Here is a 21,599-nt window from a genome sequence, read left to right on the forward strand (position 1 = left end):
AGGCGGCGCAGATTGGAAACGCCGCCCGAACCTCCTCGGGTGGCGTTTTCCGCTTCTCATGGTGATTGTCAGACGACGAGTTCGCGCCGTTCGACTTCGGTCAACATGGCAAGGTCGAGGATTTTCTGCAGGTTGGCCGCATGGCGGAAGCTCGGCTCCTGCGCATAGCCGGAACGGATCGCGGTGATGAACTTCTGATAATTCGTCTCCACCGGATCGACCTCGATCTCACGCCAGACGGCCTTCTCGACATCCTCCTGGAGGCAGGCCCTGAGGCTGGACTTGTCCAGACGATGAATGACTTCCAGCGCGCCTTTGTCGCCATGCACGCGTAGGCGAAGCTCGTTCAAATGGCCCGTTGCCCAGCGGCTCGCATGGATGACGCCCATGGCACCATTGGTAAACTCGGCCGTCATGGTGAAACTGTCATTGGCGTCGAGATCATATTCGCCGATCTTGTTGCCCGGCGCCTTTTCGAAGGCTTTCATCCGGGCAAAGACATGATCGATCTCCGTCACCGCGCCAAAGCCGACAAAGTCGAGGATATGGATGCCGACATCGCCGAGCACGCCGTTGGAGCCATGTTTCGTCGACAGCCGCCACAGCCACTGGCTTTCGGTCGCCCAATCCCCCCAGGCCTTGGAGACGAGCCAGCTCTGCAGATAGGAAGCCTCGATATGACGAACCTTGCCGATCTCGCCGGCCAGCACCATCTGCCGGGCCTTCTGCACCTGCGCCACATTGCGGTAAGTGAGGTTGACCATGTTGACGAGACCGGAATTCTCCGCCGCCGTCGCCATTTCGTCGGCCTTGGCGTAATTCTCCGCGAGTGGCTTCTCGCACATGACATGCTTGCCGGCAGCAATCAGCTTGAGCGTCGTCGGATAATGCACCTTGTCCGGCGTTACATTGGTGACGGCATCGAATTCACCCCAGGCGATCGCCTCGTCGAGCGAGGTGAAGGTGTTGGGAATGTGGTGCCGAGCCGCAAAGGCGCGCACTGTGGCCATATCGAGATCGACCGCCGCAACGAGTTGCACGTCGGATATCGTCGAAAAGTTCATCGCATGGGAATTGGCCATGCCCCCGGTGCCGAGCACCAGAAGACGGATGGGGGCAGTGCTCATTTATAGCCTTCCTCGCCAGCCTGGTGCAAACGCGGCCCTCGCTCGGTGATTGGCTCCAACGCCTCTTCGACCGGGACATTCGGCGCATCATGCACGGCGCCGTAACGCGGCATCGGATTATAGGCCCACTTGACCCCGTTGCGAATGACCTGCTGCACATTGGCATCGTGGTATGTCGGATAGGTCTCGTGGCCCGGACGGAAGTAGAAGATGTTGCCGGCCCCACGCCGCCAGGTCAGGCCCGAGCGAAACACCTCGCCACCGGCGAACCAGGAGATGAACACGGTCTCCAGCGGCTCGGGCACGGAGAAGAATTCGCCGTACATTTCTTCGTTTTCCAGGACGAAATTCTCAGGGATTCCGGCGGCAATCGGGTGGCCGGGATTGACGGTCCAGATCCGCTCGCGCTCGCCCGCTTCGCGCCACTTCAACGCGCAGGGAGTGCCCATGAGCCGCTTGAACGGCTTGGCGAAATGCCCGGAATGCAGGACGAGCAGACCCATGCCTTCCCAGACCCGTTTCGCAACCCGCTCGACAACCTCCTCAGAGACTTCGCCATGCGCCTTGTGACCCCACCACACGAGCACATCGGTCTCGGCGAGCCGGTCCAAAGGCAAACCGTGTTCCGGCTCCTGCAGGGTCGCCGTCGTCGCCTCGATCTCGGAATCCGTGTTCAGCGCAGCAGCAATCGTCGCATGCATGCCATCGGGATAAATCTCCCGGACGGTTGCGTTTTCCCGCTCGTGAATATTTTCACCCCAGACAACAGTTCTGATCGCCACGTGCTTCCTCCTTGGTTGAGACCGGAGCGACCGGCCATGCGCCACGCCTCCATGGGCCCGTCGCTCTGTCTCACCTAGGCATGAAAACGAACGAAACTAGGGCATGTCGGCAAATAATTGAAACCGCTTTGGCCGTCATCATTTGCAATCCGGTCAACGTCTGTCAAATGGCGATTTCCTGACTTCAAGCACTCGCGGGTGTGCCCTGCAGACAGCCCCTCTCTCCCGGATCAGAACCGCTTTGGAAGCGCTTTGACAGCCGGGGTCGAGAATTGCCAGATGTCCGGGAGCATGTGATAAGCGGCAGCAGCCGGGGTGTTCCCGCAGGAGTTCGACGGCACGAATGAAGCTCAAGGAATTCGCCCAGCAGATCGGATTGTCACCGACAACGGTGAGCCGCGCTTTGAGCGGCTATCCGGAGGTGAACGAAGCGACACGCACCAGGGTGTTGCAGGAGGCCGCCCGCCTCGGCTACCGGCCCAATATCAATGCCGTTCGCCTCGCGACCGGACGGGCGGGCGCCATCGGCGTTGTCATGACCAAGACCGGCGACTACCAGTTTTCCGAATTCATGAGCGGCATGGCCGACCGCCTGAGCGGCGAAGACATCGACATGCTGATCACGCCGATGGCCGAACACGACACGGGCGATGAAATTCAACTCTACCGACGCCTCGCAGAAAGTCGCCGCGTCGATGCTGTCGTCATTCATTCGCCACGCCCCAGGGATCCGCGCATCGCCCTGCTGTCCCAGCTGAAACTGCCCTTCATCGTTCACGGCCGCTCTTCCACAGAAGTGCCGCATGCCTGGCTGGATATCGACAACGAGGGCGCCATCCGGCGCAGTACCGAACACCTGCTCGATCTCGGCCACCGGCGCATCGCACTGTTGAACGGACGCGAGGGCCTGACCTTCACCCTGCATCGGCTCGCCGGTTACACGGAAGCGCTGCGCGACCGTGGCATCGACTTCGACCCGAAGCTTGTCACGCATGGCGACTTCACCGACGAGATCGGCTTTCACTTCGCCCGCGCGGCACTCGAGCAGCGCCCGCGCCCAACAGCCTTCGTCGCCGGCTCGATGATGACGGCACTCGGTGTATATCGCGCGGCCAGGACGAGGAACCTGGTGATCGGTCAGGACATATCCGTCATAGCCCATGACGACGTCTTCCCCTATCTGACCGCGGAGAACATGACGCCGTCGCTATCCACCACCCGTTCTTCGATCCGCGCTGCCGGAAGCCGGATCACTGACCTCCTTCTGCAGATTTTGGCAGGCCGTGAGACGACCGATGTCAGGGAACTCTGGCCGGTTGAACTCATCCTGCGTGAAACGAGCCGCCCCGTATCGAGGGAACAGTCGACATGACGGACAGAAGATCAACCCAGGTCGTCGTGATCGGCCACATCAACCACGATCGCATCTGGCGCCTGACCGAGCCGCTGCGTCCCGGCGGACGCATCGCTTGGTCGTCGCGCGATACACGCCTCGGCGGCGGTGGATATTTCACCGCCAAGCGTCTTCTCGACTTCGGCCATGACGTGGCACTTCTCTCGAACTTGATGACGGATGACCATGGCGAGACTGCGCTTGCGGACCTGGAGGCGACAGGCTTCGACACAAGCCTGATCGCCCGCCGCGAAGGCGCAACCGACTTTGCCGATATCCTGCTCGATCCGACCGGCGACCGCACCATCCTGTCGAGCGAGCGCCGCCTGTCTCGAACCTTCCTGCTCGACAAGCCCGTGCATGCCGATGCCTTTTACGTGAATGCGCCAAAGCTACCGCAGACCTTAGTGGACTCGCTCGAACGAGCCCCTCTTGTCGTGTCGCAGCTGCCGATACGTGAGGGTGGGCCGCGACCGGCCGATATCATCGTGGGGTCGAAGGCCGATCTTCCAGGGATGGCACTGGCAGATGTCTGGCGCGTTGCAGCAGAGCTCGGGACAAAGCGCCTGACACACCTCGTGATGACCGACGGACCGGATAGGATTTCGCTCTTTGACGGACATCTCGAGCAGACCGTATCTCTTGCCCGCACGGTCAGCGTTCCGGACACGATCGGCGCCGGCGACACCTTCAGCGGTGCCCTGCTGCATGGATTGCTCGAAGGTCGCGGCATTGTCGAGGCGACAAGGCTTGCAGGAGACACGACGACAGATTGGCTGGAGCAGCGCGAACAGGCTGCCCACGTCTCGGCAATCGAGAAATCAATCTCTTAACATCTTTATTTGATCGCCTTCCGGGAACCGGTGAGCCGCCTGTGAGTTCATGGCAGCGAAATGGAGGAAGGCATGACCGAAGCCGATATCACCTGGACCCGCCCCGTCGAACTGGAACTACCCTGCGGTCTGACACGGCGGTTCCTGAATGCCTATGACGCACTCGATTTTCTCGATGCCGAATGGCCGACGCGACGTGGCTACGCCTATGAGCGTGCCATTCGCCTGTGCAGGCAGGCCCTGCGTGGTAGCCGCTCCTCGGAACTGGCCCGCAGCGCTTTTCTCGCCGCGGCCGCCGAAGCCGGGATTTCACAATGCTTGAATCCGGCGCGCCACGTCAGCTTCCGTCCGCAACGTAATCGCGACGTTGCCTGACCGGCCTGTGCGCGGGCGCTGCCGCCCGCACCGAACGCTCTGATTTCTCTGCAGTCCGAACACAGCCAAACGCTCCGCAGTTCGCTCTAGCGCAGCGCCTCATGAGGCGGCGGCTAGCAAGGCCGCGCGCCCCTTCGGTGTTGCGCAAGCGTCGCCGAAGTCATTCATCAGAACTCAGGATAGCCACGGTCTGACCATCCATCAGATCCCGCATCAGCAAGGCTTCGCCCCCCGCCACTGATCGCCTTGAGAGAATCTCGCTCCACGTTCGATGGTGCATGTCCTCGGGCAAAGCGAGCCTGGTGTCACCCCAGAACTGATCCGCCTTCAACCCTTCGCCATCCCGCGTCATGGCCACGGGCCAACGGCAGGCAAGGGTGACGACCAGTTGCTCGGCATGCCTGCGCGCAAAGGCGATCACATGCCGCATTCGACGACCTTCGCAGCGCAGCGGAATATAGTCTCCCCGCAAGAAGAGATCCGGGCGTTCATTGCGCAGGGCAAGCCCGCGACCCACCAGGGCCTGCTTCAGCCAACCGGCCTCCAGTGCCTTACGATCGTTCCAGGACACCGGCGCAACCGGATCGAACTCCGATAGCGCGGAGAATGCCGGAGGGCGGCGGTTGTCGGGATCGACGAAACTGAGATCAATGCCCTCACTGCCTTGATAGATGTCGGGAATGCCCGGAGCAGTCAGCTTGATCGCGGTGAGGCTCAAGCCGTTGATCAGCCCACCCCGGATGATCGGCCTGATCTCTTCGGAGACGTCCCGAACGAAGGCATGGTTGTCGAGCATCAGGGACCGGACATGGTCTTTCACCACGCTCTCGAAGACATCATTCACGTCGTTCCAGTCAGTACGCAGCTTGGCCTCGCGCATGGATTTCTCCAGGAAAGCGAGCAGACGTTCGGTGAAATCGGCAACGCCTTCCCGATCTTCGACATCGAGTTCTGCTGGCCAATGCGCGATGATTGCCTGGAAAATCGCCCATTCCAGCTCGGGATCCGGAGCCGGGCCGCCATCTAGAACCTGGACAGTCCCCCTGTTCGTCTCCCGCCATCGTTGGAAGAGGCTGACGAACCGTCCGGCATCTTCCGCTAGCGCAAAGAGCCGCGCCCTCGCATCCTCGCCGCGCTTCGTATCATGGGTGGACGAGGCAGAAAGGCCGAAGGGCTGGGTCGCCCGCCGTTCTCGCATCAACGAATGAAAATGGTCGAGACCTCCCTCGTCCGGCTCCAGTTCGCCTCCCACCTCATTCAGGGCAAGAAACTCGACATGCCGGAAGAACAGCGTGTCCTCGAGTGATTTCGCCATCAGCGGCCCGGTCAACTGCTGGAACCGGCAGCGGAAGATATCATCCGCCACGCGATGATCCTCGAAGCGCCCGGCCCCCTTGAGAAGATCGACGATTGACCAGGCGGCATCGGCGGCGGTCTCGTCCAGCCGAGTTTTGATTGCGGCAAGCACCTGATCGAGGAGATGGTGGTCCGACGAGGACATCTCCCCCTGCACGCTGTAGGTCCGATAACGGGGAAAGGCCAGAAGAAGCTCTTCCAGCGCCCTGCAGATCGTTTCCTCGTCCAGCCCGAGCAGGTCTCTTCCCTGCTTGACCAGCGCATTGACTTCTCCGGCGAAGTTCACCCGGATCATCCGAAGCTTCGCCTCGCGCATGCGCTCCGGAATGGACAAGGTCTCACCGGCGAGCTGATTGTAGGTCTGGCGTAGCGTGATGAAGCCCTCCAAGTCGAGGAAGGCCGGCACCTGCGCCGCGATGAATTCGTATCCTGTCGATCCCTGGACAGGCCAGTCGGCTGGCAGCTGCTCGCCCGGTGCCAGGATCTTTTCGACGACAATAAACACGTCCTTGCCGACGCTGTGGCGCAGGCGCTGCAGATAGCCGGCCGGATCGGCGAGACCATCGACATGGTCGATGCGCAGTCCGTCCACATGGCCGGATCGGACCAGCTCCAGGATGGTTCGATGAGCATCGGCGAACACGTCCTCCGCCTCGACGCGGAGCCCGACCAATCCAGCGATTTCGAAGAAACGCCGATAGCTCAGGCCCTTGGCCGCCTCAGACCAGGACATCAGTCGATAGGGCTGAAGATCGTGCACCGACATGAGGAATTGCGGCTCGTGCGCGCGTTGGTTCAGAGCCGCAATCAGCGGTTCGCAGTCGTTCCCCGCGCAAAGCGCACGAACCGCAGCGTGAAAATCCTCCTCCGCGCCGGCATCGGCGTGCCGCCCCAGATCGGCAAGCCGTTCTGCGAGCGGATCGGTGAATTCTTCAAGGACAAGCGGATAGGTCGAAGGGTGCACCGGGTAGAAACTGTCGAAATACCGGATCGCCAGAACCCCGTTTTCGCGGTCGAGCGTAAGCGTGATCTCCCCCTCCGCCACCGCCTGCTCGAAGGGCTTGCCGAGGAAAGGCAAGGTCAGTCGCTGGCTCCAGTCGATATCGAAGTAATGACCATAGCGGCTCGCCTTCCCCCACTCGATCACGCTACGCCACCAGGGATTCTCCAGACTCGCCGCCATGTGATTGGGCACGATGTCGAGAATCAGGCCGAGCCCCTCTGCCTTCAGCGTAGCTGCGAGCTGTTCGAGGCCGTCGCGCCCCCCAAGCACCGGATCGACGAGATTGGCATCGGTGACATCATAACCATGGGTCGACCCTGCCGTGGCAGCGAAAACGGGCGCAGCATAGAGATGCGTGATTCCGAGCCGCTTCAGATAGGGCACCAGGCCGATGGCGCGGTCGAAATCCATGCCGCCGCGAAATTGCAGGCGATAGGTCGAAACGGGAACTCGCATGCTGGCATCCTTGGCGTGGGGGTGACCGACGTCAGCTAACGCCGACCTGCCACCCTTGTTCCACCCGGAACGATGGGATGCACAACTGCTCGTGCAAGCCGAGTTCTCCGTATGGCAACGCCGCTGAGCATGGCATGCGTCCGTCTTGCCATGGATGGGTTTTCTTGACCTTTTTTGGATCGCGGATTTAAATAATCGAGATAATCAAATATCTTGGAAAGGTGAGGTTGATTCGAGAAAGCCTCGCAGGCTAAATGATTTAGCTGGGGATGCGGACATGCGGGAACAGACGGATATAGAGACCTGGGCGATGGTCCGGGCTCATCAGATCATCATGCAGCAGGGCGCAAATCTGGTCGTGGCTGCTCAGAGACTGGACCACAAGAAGACCACCGCCAACACCTATGCGTTGCGGACTGCGATCATGGCATCGCTGATCGAGGCGCTGAAGTCTCCACCGGCAGAGACGGTCTCGCCGATGGAAGCACGGATCGTCACACCGGCCTGATCACCGGCAAGCGTCACGACCGGCGGGCAGGCAGAGCCCACTTGTCTCCGACAAGACGATCATATTCCGGCGGTTCAAACGCTTCGAAGCCGCCGCCGGGATAGAGCGTTAGCTCGCCGACATAGAGATTGTCGCCGGTATCGAACAGATCGACCCGAACGAAATCCAGGTCGCGTCCAAGAGCCTCCGACAGAGAGACCATCATCTCAAGCAATTGCGGACGTGGGATTTCATGCGGATAGGGCGGATAATAGTCCGGGTCATAGAACGGCAGGCGCTCCCAATCGCGGGAATAGGTCGCTGAGTAGCCCTGATTGTCCGTGCGCGTATCGATCATGATGTACGACAGCCGCCCATTGAAGACGAAACAGCGATAATCCCAGGGAATACCGCCGTCCTTGTTCAGCATCTGCTCGATGACCACCTTGCGGTCGACCTGTGAATAGGCCCATTCCCTGTTGTAGCGGGCATGGTCGATGGACAACCATTCGGCGCAGGGATCATTGCGCTTGAGCGCTTCGACATCCTCGGGCGTATAGAGAAACTCACCGAGCCCGCTCGCATGGTTTGGCTTGATGACGACCGGCAGCGGGATCGTCGACCAGTCGACATCCGAAAGCTTCGTGCCGGCCCAAAAGGTCGGGATCACATGCTGGGCTCCGACCTTCTCGGCGACGTAATCCTTCACCGCGAGCTTGTCGACCAGCTTTCCATAGAGCGGATTGCGGTCATGTATCTTCCGGTACTGGACCTTTTCCGAGAACGTCTTCGGCTGATCGACATCGGGCCATTCGCCCTTGATGCTCCAGAATTTGAGCTGGATATAGAGCTTGTCCGGCAGCGGCGCGATCAGGCGCCAGAAGATGCGCTTCATGAGATAGCGAAACGAATTCTGGTCGTAACCAGCCCGGATGAAGCTTTCCTTCTGTTCTTCTGCCAAGACCGCGTCTCCCGTTCCCGTTGCCGGCGAAGTCTAGAGGCCCCGGTTTATCGTCGAGTTAACTGGAAGCGCTGAATACAGGCTTTCCTTCAGCTTGATTGGAGACATCAGACATGCGAGCGTCCGGCCATGCGAATTCTGCTCGTGGAAGACACGCTCGACGTCGGAGAGGCAATTTCACGCCGCTTTGAAACCATCGGCCATACGGTCGACTGGCAGACCGACGGCCGTGCTGCGGCGGACATCCTCGTTTTCACCGAATACGACCTAGTCATTCTCGATGTCATGCTGCCGGGCATGGACGGCTTCTCGATCCTGAAGCGATTGCGCGATGGGGGCAGCACCGTTCCGGTTCTGGTGCTGACGGCCCGATCCGAAATCGACGATCGGGTCGGCGCGCTCGATCTCGGTGCCGACGACTATCTCGTGAAGCCCTTCGACTTTCGTGAACTGGAAGCCCGCGCGCGTGTCCTGATGCGGCGCCGTACTGGAGGCGAAGCGACCAATGTCATCGTCTGTGGCGATGTGCTGCTCGACAGAAGCCAGCGCTCCGTCAAGGTCGGCAATCGCGAAGTGCCGCTCAAGCGCCGGGAAATGACCCTGCTCGAAATCCTCGCGAGCCGGCCGGGCCGCGTGTTCAGCAAGGACCAGCTTCTTGACCAGATCTTCGGCTTCGACGAGCCCGCAGGGCCCAACGCCATCGAGCTCTATGTCGGACGCCTGAGGAAAAAGCTCGAAGGAGCAAAGGCACGCATCGTCACCGTCCGCGGTGTCGGCTATCAACTGGTGTCAGATGCAGAGGACTAGGCGCTCTCTTTTCGCCCGCCTGGTCATTCGCGTGGCTGCAGTATTGGCAGGCGGCGCAGCGATTCTGATGACCGCCGCCTGGTTCTATGCGCGGGCCGCCGCCGACGAGGCCTATGATCGCCTCCTCCAGGGCGCAGCCATCCAGATCCTCGACAGCCTCGTGGTCGAGGAAGGTCGAATTGCAGTCGATCTGCCGCCGAGCGCCTTCGAGCTGCTCGGCCTCGCTCCGCGCGACAAGATCTTCTACCGCGTCGTGGCACCCGATGGCACCACGTTGACGGGATACGAGGACCTCGACTTTCCCGCCGACGTGGCCAATGCCCGGACACAGGCGCTTTTCGAGACTGCGAGCTTCCGCGACCTGCCGGTTCGCATGGTTGCCGCGAGCCGCGCGATCGCGGATCCCTCGATCGGTGGCTGGGCGAATGTCCTGATTGCGCAGACGACCGAAGCCCGGCAGGAACTGACCACGGAACTCACCACCCGCGCGCTCGTTCTGGTCGGCGTGATGAGCCTTCTGGCCCTCGGCGGCACCATTTTGGCCGTGCGGTATTCGCTCCGCCCGCTGGATGCGCTCGGCGACACCCTGCGGCGCCGCGACAGCCAGGACCTGACGCCGCTGGCCATCGACGTGCCCCGCGAACTCTCTCCCTTCGTCGAGTCGATCAACCACTTCATGCGCCGTCTCGACGATCGTCTGCGCCTCCTGCAGCGCTTCATCGCCGACAGCGCCCACCAGATCCGTACGCCGCTGACGGCACTTTCGGCTCAGGTGAGCCTGATCGACGAGGACGCACTCTCCGATGACGATCGCCGCCACCTGAACCGGGTGAAGAACCGCGCCTCCGAACTTGCCCGTTTTACCACCCAGCTGCTCAACCACGCCATGGTCATCCACCGCTTCGACTCGGTCCAGCTCTCGCCGGTGGATGTGGTCGACGTGGCCCGCAAGGCCTTCCGCGCCGCCGTTCCGATCACCATCGATCCGGATATCGTCGTTTCCTTCGAGGCCCCGCCAGAGGCGCTGATGGTGCTCGGGGATGCTTTGAGTCTGCGCGAGGCCATCGTCAACGTCATCGACAATTCGCTCCGCCACGGCGTTATCTCCAGCCTTGCCGTTCGGATCGTCAGGCGCGGCAACTTCGTGCTGGTCGAGGTGGAAGACGACGGTCCCGGCATTCCCGCACAGGACTGGCCACAGGTCACCCGCCGCTTCGTCTCCTCGAAGAGCGGCGAAGGCAGCTCCGGTCTCGGCTTCGCCATCGCATCGGAAGTGGCCACGACATTGAGCGGGGCCCTCGCATTCCGCGAGCCCACGCCTCAGAGCGGCTTCACCGTCTTCCTCGAACTCCCCCTGCTAGACAAGAGGTCTGCGCCATGAGCCTGAAGCGCAAGATCGCGTCATTGATGGCTTGCCTGCTGACGAGCTCCCTCGCCTCGACGTCCGTTCTGGCGCTCGAGGGCGACCGGTCCATCTTCCCGGCGCCGGGTACGGAACGCGCCCGGCTGGTCATCAACGGCGTGACCGACGCGGAGGTGATCGCGCCCCTGATCCGCGACTTCCAGCAGAAGGCACCGGATGTCGCGGTCGAGTTCAACGACTATGTCAGCAACGATCTGTTTCGCGAGGCGGAATTGGCGTGTCGCGAGAAGCGCAGCCATGGCGACCTCTGGATTTCCTCCTCGGTCGACCATCTGGTGAAGCTCGCCAATGACGGCTGCGCCCGGTCCCATCGATCGTCAGAGACCGAACGGGTCTCTGCCTGGGCCAACTGGCGAGACGAGATATTCGGCTTCGCCTTCGAACCCGCCGTCATCGTCTATGACGCCTCCCAGGTCCCCCCGGAAGACGTGCCGCGTTCGCATGTGGAAATCGCCGAACTGCTGCGCCGCAAGCCGGACGAATACTGGACCCGGATCGGCACGTACAACGTCAAGCTCTCGGGCGTCGGCTATCTCCTGGCCTTCCATGACGCCCTGCAGGCCCCGACCAGTTACGGCCGGCTTCTGGAGAGCTTCAGCCGTGCCGAAGTCGTGACCAGTTGCTGCAACAAGGAAGTGCTCGACCTGATCGAGACCCGCCGCCTGAAGATTGCCTACAACATCCTCGGTTCCTATGCCTATGCACGCTATCTGCGCAACAACGACATGCGGGTCGTCGTGCCGCGCGATTACACCCTGATCTTGACAAGGGGCGCGATGATCCCGACCCACTCGCCGCAACCAGACCTTGCCGCCCGCTTTGTGGATCATCTGGTGTCGGAACGCGGGCAGAAGGTCGCGCGAGAAAAGGCCTTTTACTTCGCCGAAAACGCGCCTTTGCCACCCGGGGTAGACGGGCCCATCTCGCTGATCGAATCCGGTATCGGCCGCCCCATTCGCGTCGGCCCCGCGCTCCTCGCCGCGCAGGACCGAGCGACCCGGGAAGAATTCATCCGCAACTGGACATCGCTGCTGGCGCCCGGCGCCCAATAGAAACGCAGGAATCCAGGCCCGTACAGTCAACATCAACGGAAGAGGCGGCGCCGTCGGATGACGGCGCCGCCTTTATGGTCTTGTCGAAGCCGATGGCGCCAGCTTAGTCGACGCCGCGAGCAATCACCACGGGGGTGACGTATCGTCTTTGATAGGCAAAGAGCGAACCGCCGACCAACAAACCGATCAGATCCGAGATCAGACCGCCGCTGATCATGCTGAGGGCGGCGACTAGCAGCACCAGGCGAAGCGGCACCCCAAGCCGACCGAAGAACCAGCCCTGAACCGCGGACGCGAGCATGTAGATCCCAAGGCTTGCCGTCAGGAACACGTGCAAGATCTCGAGCCAGGTTCCCTGCATCAGCATGGCCTGGGAATAGAAGAACATGAACGGCACCACGAAGGCGGCAAGACCGATCTTGAAGCTTTCCACGGACGTCTTCATCGGATCGGACCCCGAAAGGGCTGCCCCTGCATAGGCGGCGAGCGCCACCGGCGGCGTGATCGCGGACATCACGGCGAAGTAGAACACGAAGAAGTGCGCCGTCAGAACCGGAATGCCGAGATTGACGAGACCCGGTGCAACCACGGCTGCCGCGACCGCATAGGCAGCGGTCGTCGGCATGCCCATGCCAAGCACGATGGAAATGCACATCGCGAAGAACAGCGCCAGCAACTGGTTCTGTTCCGCAATCCCCAGCAGAAGGCTGGAGAAGCGCGCCCCGACGCCGGTCAACGCAATGACGCCGACGATGATGCCTGCGCAGGCGCAGACTGCCACCAGCTGTATCGACATGCGTGCGGCGATGTCGAATGCCTTCGCCAGCAGCCGCGGCCCCATGCGATGCGGCGTCAACCAGCTGACCGCGGCGGCCGCCATCATCGACACTGTGCCGGCGCGGATGACAGAGTACCCCGCAAACAGGGTGTAGATCAGCATGATGATCGGGATGAACAGGTAGACCTGCTTCAGGAGCTCCTTGAAGACCGGCAATTCTTCCTTCGGAAGACCCTTCATGCCGAGTTTCGTGGCCTGCAGATCGACCATGAAGTAGACGGAGGCAAAGTAGAGGACCGACGGGATGATCGCCGCAATCACGATGTCCGTATAGGGAATGCCCGTCACTTCCGCCATGATGAAGGCCCCTGCCCCCATGATCGGAGGCATGATCTGGCCGCCGGACGACGCAGCAGCTTCGATGGCCGCCGATGTCTTGGCCGGATAGCCGACTTTCTTCATCAGCGGGATCGTCAGCGAACCGGTCGAGACCACGTTGCCGGCAGAGGTTCCATTGATCATGCCCATCAGACCGGAGGCGAGAACGGCCACCTTCGCCGGGCCACCTCGCGCACGTCCAGCGGCGGCAAAGGCGAAGTTCACGAAGTAGTCGCCGACTTTCGACGCCTGCAGGAAGGCCGCGAAGGTGATGAAGAGAATGATGTAGGTCGACGACACCGCCACGGGATCACTGAGGATGCCCTGATCGGTGAAGATATAGGTGAAGAAGCGCCGCGGGTCGTATCCGCGATGCGCCAGGAAGCCGGGCAGATAGGGACCAGCGAAGGAATAGAGAATGAAAATCGAGGCGATCACGACAAGGGCGAGACCCGCAACGCGACGCGTCACTTCGAGAATGAGGATGACGCCGACGAGGGCGGCATAAAAGTCCGCCGGCTGCGCCATGGCCGTCCCGGCCCTCAGACGAAGCGGTCCGACGTTGAACAGGATGTAGCCGAGGACGGCGATCGAGGCGAGACCGAGCGCATAGTCTGCCCAGTCGACACGCGTACGGTCACGGCTGGGGAAGAACCACACGGCCGCGAGGGCTGCCACCGTGCCGGCCAGAAGCGGCAGACCGAAGCTCGAGAAGACGAAGACGGGTGGCCGGGCATTGCCCGTCATCCAGTAGGCGCCCCAGGCATAGGCAATCATGGCGAAGCCATAGCCGATGCCACCGATGCCCACCAGCAAGAGAAGCCATGCGATCGGGTTGCGTCGCGACTGCCCAGGTGCGGTGGTCGGCAATTGCACGGCAGAATAGATCAGGAAGCCGAGAAGCAGTCCGCCGCAAACGTGGATCAGGCGATAGGTCCAGGTTTCGAGCGGATAGAGGTTCATCACCCCGATGTGGAAAGCGGTATAGGCGATGCAGAGAACAATGATGGCCTTGTTGAGCCAGCCTGCATGGAGCCGCTGGTTGCTCGCAACCGGCTCCTCATCGACATTGTGAGCCAGGATGGGCCCAGCGGCTTGCTGCGCTGAGATATTGTCAGCTTGTGTCATGATTGTGTGTCCCGATAAGGAAGCCGGATCTAGCACGAAGGAGGCGGCAGCCGATGCTGCCGCCTCCTGCCTGCGCATCAAGGCGCAGGTATGGGCGTTACTGGCCCTTCAGAGCATCGGGAATGGTGATGCCTTTTTCCTCGAAATAACGCACGGAGCCGGGGTGGAACGGCAGGAACGAGTTCTTCTCGATGTTCGCCGGGATGGTTTCCGCAGCCGTGGCATGGATCTGCATCATGCGATCATTGCTTTCCATGACCAGCTTGGTGATCTCATAGGCAAGCGATTCCGGCATTTCGGCATTGGCAACAGCGAAGTTCCAGAGGCTGACAGTGCTCTGCGGATCAGGGAAGCCCTGATACAGGCCGCCGGGCACTTCGAAGGCTGCCAGTTCCGGCATGGCTTCGAGGATCTTCGTCTGCTCGTCAGCATTGAAGCCGAAGATGTTGACATCGTTTTCAGCCGCGATCTGCGCGAAGGCAGAAATCGGAACGCCGGCAGCAAAGGCGAAGGCATCGATCAGGCCATCCTTGACCTGGCTCGTTGCGTCGTTTGCACCCGAGAACGAAATCTCAGGCTTCACGCCGACGCTTTCGAAATAGCGCGGCCAGTAGGTCGCGGCCGTGCCACCGGCCGGACCGACGGAGACGCGCTTGCCATCGAGATCTGCAACGGAGGTGATGCCCGACGACTTCAGTGCAACGACCTGAAACGGTGTCTGGTACATCGGGAAAAGGGCGCGCAGGCTCTTGTGCTCGACGCCAGGCGCAAGCTCGCTATTGCCGGTCCAGGCCTCGTATGCCGGGCCCATCGTCACCAGGCCCATGAGGTGGTCACCGGTTTCGATCAGCGTGGCATTCTGCACCGGGCCACCTGTCACTTCAGCCGATGTGTTGACGCCGAGCTTCTCCGTAATCAGGCCGGCGAGACCCGTGCCATAAATGAAGTAGGTACCGCCCTGGCTGGCGGTGCCAATGGTCATGCTGCCCGGCCAGTCGGCCTTGTCCTGAGCGGAAACGGGTGCAGCAAACGTCAGAGCCATGGCACCGGCCATAGCGATCACGAACTTTTTCATGAAGTCCTCCCTGTATATTGAATGCGACTGAATTCGGCGCCTCCTCAGGGCCGAACCTGATATGAGCTAAGCCTCGGCTGGGTCGGAGAGGCAACGCGCGACCGGGCGCGTCAGCCGTCTCGCGCGATTTTCACGCAGGTCGTGGGGGGAGATCGTAACATTTTGTCGAGTCCGTGGGTGGAAAGTCACCCATCCGACGATCAAGAGTGAGCCTGTTGATCGATCGCTAGTCGCGTCCATCCAGGGCCAGGCTCTTGTCCAGACCGTGCTTCTGCATCTTCTCGTAGAGCGTCTTGCGAGAGATGCCGAGCTGTTCGTAGACCGGCTTGAGCGCTCCACCATGCGCCGCGATGGCGCTGGCTATCAGCTGCTTCTCGTAAGCTGCCATCTTTTCTGCAAGACGTGTCGCAACCGCTTCGTGGTCTGCCGTACCGTCAAGTCCTGTCTCCAGGCCGAGCACCAACCGGTCAGCCGCGTTGCGCAACTCTCTGACGTTTCCGGGCCAGTCACGCTCCGCAATCTGGGCGAGGATCTCCGGTTCGACTTCGATGTCTTCGCGGCCGTATCGCGCCGAGGCTTCACGCACCAGATGCAGGAAAAGCAGCGGAATGTCGGCGCGACGCTGTGCAAGCGACGGGACATGGATTGTCACGACATTCAGCCTGTAGAAGAGATCCGCCCGGAAGCGACCCGCCGCCACCTCGCTTTCCAGGTCCACCTTGCTTGTGGCAAGGAAACGCACGTCGAGCGGAACCGTCTCGTTCGACCCCAGACGCGTGATCGTGCGCTCCTGCAGGACCCGCAGGAACTTCGCCTGCAGCTCGAAGGGCATCGAGCCGATCTCGTCGAGCAGGATGGTGCCGCCGCGTCCGTGCTCGAATTTTCCGTAGCGCGCTCGGAGCGCACCGGGAAAGGCGCCAGCCTCGTGACCGAAGAGTTCGCTCTCGATCAGGGTTTCAGGAAGCGACGCACAATTGATCCCGAGGAAGGGGCCCTTCGAACGGGAACTGACATCGTGCAAGCCGCGGGCGACGACCTCCTTGCCGGCACCGGTCTCACCAATGATCAGCGCATCGGCCTCGGTCGCTCCGATCGCCCGGAGACGGTAGCGCAGGTCGACCATGACCGGCGTGCGCCCGGGAAGCCGCGTCTCGATATCATCGCGCTTGCCCGCAACAGCTCTCAGCCGTCGGTTCTCCAAGACGAGCGAACGACGGTCGAGTGCGTGTCGAACGACGCCGGCCAGCGCCTGGCTGGCGAAAGGCTTCTCGATGAAGTCATAGGCGCCTTCGCGCATTGCCTTGACCGCCAGTTGCACCTCGCCATGCCCGGTGACAAGGATGACCGGGATCTCGTGATCGAGCTCCCGGATCCGATGCAACAGCGTCATGCCGTCGAGCCCCGGCATGCGGATATCACTGACGACGACGCCATCGAAACCGAAGCCGACCCGCGACAGGATTTCCTCGCCCGATGCGAAGGCCTTTACCTGGAGCCCGTGCAGTTCCAGAGCCTGACTGGTGGAGAAGCGCAGCTCCTCCTCGTCATCGACGAACAACACCTGTCCTGAGCTCATTCCGCCGCCTCATTCATTGCTTCCGCTTCCAGCAGCTCGATGCGGAACAGCGCCCCACCACCGTCACGCTGCCCGACCGTCAGGCTGCCGCCGAAATCCTTGATGATGTTGTAGGAGATCGACAGACCGAGGCCGAGCCCCTTGCCCACGCCCTTGGTCGTGAAGAACGGGTCGAAGATGCGCTGCATGATGGCGGGCGGAACGCCTGGTCCCCGATCCCCGATCTCGATCACCACGGAACCGCCTGCCTTGCGGGCGGAGAGCTCAATTTTGCGGTCGTCCAGCCCTTCCACGGCGTCGCAAGCATTGGTCAGAATATTGACAAGCACTTGCTGGAGACGAACGGGCCCGCCTCGGACTGACGGCAGGGCAGGCTGCAGATCAATGATGAGGGTCGCATCGGCCGTGCCAAGGCGGGCCGAGACGATCTCGAGCGTCTCCTCCACCACGTCCTCGATGGCAATGGCGCCCAGTTTCTCATTCGGCTTGCGGGCAAAATTGCGCAGATGCCGCGAGATCGAGGCCATCCGATCGATCAGGTTGGAGATCCGGCCCAGATTGTCGCGCGCTTCCGAAATCCGGTCTCGGTCGATCAACATCGTGGCGCTGTCGGCATAGGTCTTGGCGGCAGCAAGCGGCTGGTTGAACTCGTGTGACAAAGCGGCCGACATTTGTCCGAGCCCGGCGAGCTTGCCGGCCTGAATGAGGTCGGCCTGGGTCTGCCGCAGCTGCAGGTTAACCCGCGCGAGGTCGGATGTGCGCTCCTCGACGCGGCGTTCGAGCTCAGCCTGCGCCTCGATCTGCATATGCATGCGCTCCTGCAGCCGTGCGCGGCGCTGGATGACGACGGCAAGCCCCAGAACGAAGAGGCAGAGGAAAAGAAGGATGGCGACCAGCATGGTCCGCGCCTGCGCGTGAATGTTGCCCGTGTCGAACAACACCTTCACCGTCCAATCTGCATCCGGCATATATTGTTCGAGCACCAGATATTCCCGCGCCCCGCCCGCCTGGTCGACAGTCATCAACGTGTGCTCGCTGATCCTGCCGGCCCCGATGGGCAGTTCCCGGAGCGTCGCGTCGGAATATCGCCGGGACGCGGTCGTGCGCTCCAGCCGTTCGGGCGTGAGCGGAAGTACCGAGGCATAGAGCCATTCCGGATTGCCGGTCATGAAGATGATCCCTTCGGGATCATGAACGAGGATCTTGTACTCGCCGCCCCGCCAGGATGTCTCGATGTCCTCGATGTCGACCTTGAAGGCGATGACACCCCGCACGGCTCCGTTTACCCTGATCGGGGAGGAGAAATAATAGCCGCGTTTCGCCGAGGTCGTGCCGAGGGCGTAGAAGCGCGCCTGCATTCCGGCCGCCGCTTCGTAGAAATAGGGCCGGTAGATGAAATTCTCGCCGACGAAGCTTGCCGCACCGTCGAAATTGCTCGCCGCGACCGTGTTACCATCCATGGTCATCACATAGATGTCCGAGGACTCCAGCAGGGCGTTGATGTCCTTGAGATAGAGATTGGCCGCCTGTCGAAGCGCCGGGTTGGAAGGGTCGAGCACAAGCTCCTTCATGTCATCATGGTCGGCGATCAGGGCCGGCAAGGTCTCATAGCGGCTCAGATGACCGGCCAGGGCCGACGTCGCAAGACGCAGCGCGCTGTTGGCCTGCAGCGAGGCTTCTTCCATGACATTGCGGGTCAAGAACCGATTGCCGACGGTCAGCAGCGCCAGACTTGCCGCAACGAGAACCAGAACAAGCGCCATGATCGTGCGTCGGGCAGCAGCCAATCGTCTTGCGGGTGGTACCGTTGCCGTCATCAAATGCGCTGTCCTCCTGGCGTGAGGATAACCGCCTGTCCGCCGCATTCCAAGCGGACTTGCGAGCGCGGCCTCCTGGCCGCGAAAAAGCCGCCGGCTTTCAAGGTCCGGCGGCTCTGGATTCTTGCGGCACCTGAACCAGTCATGCCGCGTGGCGTTGCGACTGCGTCGCCGGACGGCCGGCCTCCGGCGCGAGCTTGAACTGATTGATCAGTTGCATGAGTGCATCGGCCTCGTCAGCCAGTTGCCGGGTCGCAGCATTGGTCTCCTCGACCATGGCCGCGTTGCGCTGGGTCATCTGATCCATCTCGTTGACCGAGGAATTCACCTCCGCCAGCGCATTCGACTGGTCGCGGCTCGCCATGGCGATGACCGAGACGCGGTCCGCAACCGTGATGATGTTGGCCGAGATGTCGGCAAGCACTGATCCGGTCTGCTGCACCAGCTTGGCCCCCGAGGAGACTTCCGTGCTCGACTTGTGGATCAGGTCCTTGATCTGCTGGGCAGCACCCGCCGAGCGTTGGGCGAGTTCGCGGACTTCCTGGGCCACGACCGCAAAGCCCTTGCCCGCCTCGCCCGCACGCGCCGCCTCGATGCCGGCGTTGAGCGCAAGCAGGTTGGTCTGGAAGGCGATCTCATCGATGACGTCAATGATCTGGACGATCTGCCCCGAAGCGTCCTCGATCCTGCCCATCGCGTCGATGGCGCTGGCCACGACGGTGGACGAGGTGTCCGCTCGGCCCTTCGTGTCGGCGACGATGGTATTTGCTTCTTCGGCCCGTTCGGCAGACGATTTCACCGTGACTGTGATCTCCTCGACGGCAGCCGCTGTCTCTTCCAGTGAGGCGGCCTGCTGTTCGGTGCGCTTGGCCAGTTGGTCGGCCGCAGTGCTCATCTCGGCAGCGTTGCGCTGGATCATGTAGGTGTTCGAGCGGATCTGCCTCATCGTATCCTGCAGATGCTCGAGAGACTGATTGAAGTCGTTGCGCAACTGCTCGAGACGGCCGTGGAACGGCGTATCGATGGTTTCCGAGATATCGCCTTTGGCGAGCCGACCGAGGCCGGTGGCAAGCGCATTGACCGCAAAGTCGATCTGACGGTCGATCTCCTGCTTTTCGAGATCGTTGCGGCGGCGTTCGTCCTCGGCCTGAACCCGCTCGGCTTCGCTGCGGCTCTCGATTTCGATCTTCGACAGGGCATTCTGCTTGAACACGCCAAGCGCACGGGCCATCTCGCCGATCTCATCGACGCGGGCCTCACCGTTGATCTTGGTGTCGAGCACGCCTTCGGCCAGCCGGCGCATGGCACCGGTGATCTGCCCGATCGGGCCCTTGAAGGTAAGCACCAGACCGATGCCGGCAAAGATCGAGATCAGGATGCCGAGTCCCGTCGCCCCGAGGGAGATCGAATTGGCCTCCTGCCGCTCCTGGCCGGCCGAGACCTTCTGCATCTCGGCAAAGGCGGTGAGTTGCTTCCAGATGACATTGAGTTCGGAAGCGGCCTGCTCGAAGCTTGACTTGCGCTCCTGACTGACCTTCACCAGTTCTGCACTCGCGCCGAGCATTGTGTCGACAGCCGGGCCGAGATCCTTCTTCACCTGCATCAGGATCGGCTGATCGGCGGCGGTCTTGTCGAGTTCTGCAAGGAACTTCTTCACAGCATTGAACTGCTGCGCAAGCAGCATGCGGTTCTGTTCGGTAGGATCGAGAAGGAAGCGCGCCATCATGATCTGCAGCGCATAGCCTGCCGCCATGACCTGACGACCGTCTTCGATGACGGCCTGAGCCTTGGCCAGCGGCGCATCGAGTTCCCCGAACTTGATCGTCGCATCCTTCATCTTCTGCTGGGCGGCAAGGCCGAGATAGGCATTCAACTGGGTGAAATTGCGCAGTTTGCCGGCGAGATCCGTGATCACGGCCTCGGACTTGTCATTGGCGGCGACCGCCGCTTTCAGTTCGCCGCCGATCTTGTCTAGCGTCTTGGCGGCCGATTGGTTCGCCTTTGGCAGGACAGCAGCCAGCACCTGCTGGCGGGCGATGATTTCATCCACCCGTCCCGCTATGACCGCAAATTTCTCGTCCGGTGTCTTCGCCTTGGTAAAGGCGGAATTGGTTTCGGTCAGGAAAGTGCCAGTGCTGCGGATGCTTTCGGCGTCGCGCAGCATGGTCTTGGCGGACGCATCATCGGCCTGCACCGCACGCTCCATGGTCGCCATGGCAGCGTTCACGCGACCCTGGGCGATGATGACCTGCTTGCCTCCGTGCTGCAGCGTATCGACAAGGCCCGTCTCGCTGGCATGCAGCGTCCAGAGATCGTCGATATGCATGAAGACCTTGTCGATGAGCTTGCCGGCCTCTTCCAGTTCGGCTCGACCATCGGCATCCGGAGCAAGCTGGGCAAGGGTTGCATCGAGGTCACGCCGCTGCTGTTCGAGCCGCCCTGTCAGATCGGCCTTCGCCTCGTCTGTCGTATTGGCGAGGAAGGTGGACATCGAGGCCGAGACATCGCGGAAACCGCTCAGGGACTGAAGCACACTGTTGGAAATCTCGATCCGCCCCTGCAGCAGGCCCGATGCATAGAGCCCTGTAAAGCCGACGGCGGAAATGCTGATGACAAACGGCAGGATGAAAATCAGGACCTTTGTCTGAATGTTAAAGCGCGACAATACACGATCGATGAACACGAAATGTCTCCTCCAACGCCGACGGTCCGCAAATGGCGGAGCCGAAGCGCCCACGTCTAAATCCTGCTGATCATGGGCAAGGAAGACTAATAGGCGCTTAATGGGGGGC

General features: G+C 61.6%; 16 protein-coding genes. 7 read left to right on the top strand and 9 right to left on the bottom strand.

All coding sequences use genetic code 11. The features are described 5' to 3' along the window. Window positions 1–68 precede the first annotated feature (68 nt). Together LJE98_RS08565 and LJE98_RS08570 are read right to left on the bottom strand one after the other, a co-directional pair. Window positions 69–1,127, bottom strand: coding sequence for a Gfo/Idh/MocA family protein (locus LJE98_RS08565; RefSeq protein WP_229574732.1), 1,059 nt, complete (start codon window positions 1,125–1,127; stop codon window positions 69–71). Then, window positions 1,124–1,909, bottom strand: coding sequence for a ThuA domain-containing protein (locus LJE98_RS08570; protein WP_229574733.1), 786 nt, complete (start codon window positions 1,907–1,909; stop codon window positions 1,124–1,126). The genes LJE98_RS08565 and LJE98_RS08570 overlap by 4 nt, the downstream gene beginning before the upstream one ends. Before the next feature lie 343 nt (window positions 1,910–2,252). Here LJE98_RS08570 and LJE98_RS08575 point away from each other — a divergent pair, with 343 nt between their 5' ends. From LJE98_RS08575 to LJE98_RS08585, 3 genes are all read left to right on the top strand, one after another. Then, window positions 2,253–3,281 (top strand): substrate-binding domain-containing protein, encoded by a 1,029-nt coding sequence (locus LJE98_RS08575; RefSeq protein WP_229574734.1) that lies wholly within the window; start codon window positions 2,253–2,255, stop codon window positions 3,279–3,281. Continuing rightward, complete coding sequence (locus LJE98_RS08580; protein ID WP_229574735.1) at window positions 3,278–4,135, top strand: PfkB family carbohydrate kinase; 858 nt, start codon at window positions 3,278–3,280, stop codon at window positions 4,133–4,135. Before LJE98_RS08575 ends, LJE98_RS08580 begins: the two co-directional genes overlap by 4 nt. Window positions 4,136–4,207: 72 nt before the next feature. Next, complete coding sequence (locus tag LJE98_RS08585) at window positions 4,208–4,510, top strand: DUF982 domain-containing protein (protein WP_229574736.1); 303 nt, start codon at window positions 4,208–4,210, stop codon at window positions 4,508–4,510. A gap of 160 nt (window positions 4,511–4,670) precedes the next feature. Here LJE98_RS08585 and treY read toward each other — a convergent pair whose 3' ends face one another. Further along, window positions 4,671–7,325 (bottom strand): malto-oligosyltrehalose synthase, encoded by a 2,655-nt coding sequence (gene treY, locus LJE98_RS08590; protein WP_229574737.1) that lies wholly within the window; start codon window positions 7,323–7,325, stop codon window positions 4,671–4,673. A gap of 277 nt (window positions 7,326–7,602) precedes the next feature. On the opposite strand from treY, the gene LJE98_RS08595 reads away from it, so the two are divergent. Then, window positions 7,603–7,833 carry a hypothetical protein gene (locus LJE98_RS08595; protein WP_229574738.1) on the top strand — a complete coding sequence of 77 codons (231 nt, stop codon included), beginning with the start codon at window positions 7,603–7,605 and terminating at the stop codon, window positions 7,831–7,833. 13 nt (window positions 7,834–7,846) lie between these two features. Here LJE98_RS08595 and LJE98_RS08600 read toward each other — a convergent pair whose 3' ends face one another. Next, window positions 7,847–8,773 carry an ATP-grasp fold amidoligase family protein gene (locus LJE98_RS08600; protein ID WP_229574739.1) on the bottom strand — a complete coding sequence of 309 codons (927 nt, stop codon included), beginning with the start codon at window positions 8,771–8,773 and terminating at the stop codon, window positions 7,847–7,849. A 129-nt stretch (window positions 8,774–8,902) separates the two neighbouring features. Between LJE98_RS08600 and LJE98_RS08605 the strand changes: the two genes are divergently transcribed. The 3 genes from LJE98_RS08605 to LJE98_RS08615 are packed head-to-tail and all read left to right on the top strand — an operon-like array spanning window position 8,903 to window position 12,055. Beyond that, window positions 8,903–9,580 (top strand): response regulator transcription factor, encoded by a 678-nt coding sequence (locus LJE98_RS08605; protein ID WP_229574740.1) that lies wholly within the window; start codon window positions 8,903–8,905, stop codon window positions 9,578–9,580. Next, window positions 9,567–10,961: a sensor histidine kinase gene (locus tag LJE98_RS08610; protein WP_229574741.1), complete on the top strand. Its 1,395-nt coding sequence runs from the start codon at window positions 9,567–9,569 to the stop codon at window positions 10,959–10,961. Before LJE98_RS08605 ends, LJE98_RS08610 begins: the two co-directional genes overlap by 14 nt. Beyond that, window positions 10,958–12,055 carry an ABC transporter substrate-binding protein gene (locus LJE98_RS08615; protein ID WP_229574742.1) on the top strand — a complete coding sequence of 366 codons (1,098 nt, stop codon included), beginning with the start codon at window positions 10,958–10,960 and terminating at the stop codon, window positions 12,053–12,055. The genes LJE98_RS08610 and LJE98_RS08615 overlap by 4 nt, the downstream gene beginning before the upstream one ends. A gap of 103 nt (window positions 12,056–12,158) precedes the next feature. Here LJE98_RS08615 and LJE98_RS08620 read toward each other — a convergent pair whose 3' ends face one another. From LJE98_RS08620 to LJE98_RS08640, 5 genes are all read right to left on the bottom strand, one after another. Further along, on the bottom strand, window positions 12,159–14,339 hold the full coding sequence (locus tag LJE98_RS08620) for a TRAP transporter permease (protein WP_229574743.1): 2,181 nt from the start codon (window positions 14,337–14,339) through the stop codon (window positions 12,159–12,161). 97 nt (window positions 14,340–14,436) lie between these two features. After that, entirely contained in the window at window positions 14,437–15,414 is a 978-nt protein-coding gene (locus LJE98_RS08625; protein WP_229574744.1) for a TAXI family TRAP transporter solute-binding subunit, read from the bottom strand. A 226-nt stretch (window positions 15,415–15,640) separates the two neighbouring features. After that, a complete protein-coding gene (locus LJE98_RS08630; RefSeq protein WP_229574745.1) occupies window positions 15,641–16,990 on the bottom strand; it encodes a sigma-54-dependent transcriptional regulator in 1,350 nt (449 codons plus the stop codon). Continuing rightward, window positions 16,987–18,807, bottom strand: coding sequence for a sensor histidine kinase (locus tag LJE98_RS08635; protein WP_229574746.1), 1,821 nt, complete (start codon window positions 18,805–18,807; stop codon window positions 16,987–16,989). The genes LJE98_RS08630 and LJE98_RS08635 overlap by 4 nt, the downstream gene beginning before the upstream one ends. Before the next feature lie 142 nt (window positions 18,808–18,949). After that, window positions 18,950–21,490, bottom strand: a complete 2,541-nt coding sequence (locus tag LJE98_RS08640) for a methyl-accepting chemotaxis protein (protein ID WP_229574747.1) — start codon at window positions 21,488–21,490, stop codon at window positions 18,950–18,952. Window positions 21,491–21,599 lie beyond the last annotated feature (109 nt).

Origin of the sequence: Rhizobium sp. 'Codium 1' (assembly GCF_020889605.1) — a bacterium.
In the GTDB taxonomy this organism is placed as follows: Bacteria; Pseudomonadota; Alphaproteobacteria; order Rhizobiales; family Rhizobiaceae; genus Allorhizobium; species Allorhizobium algae.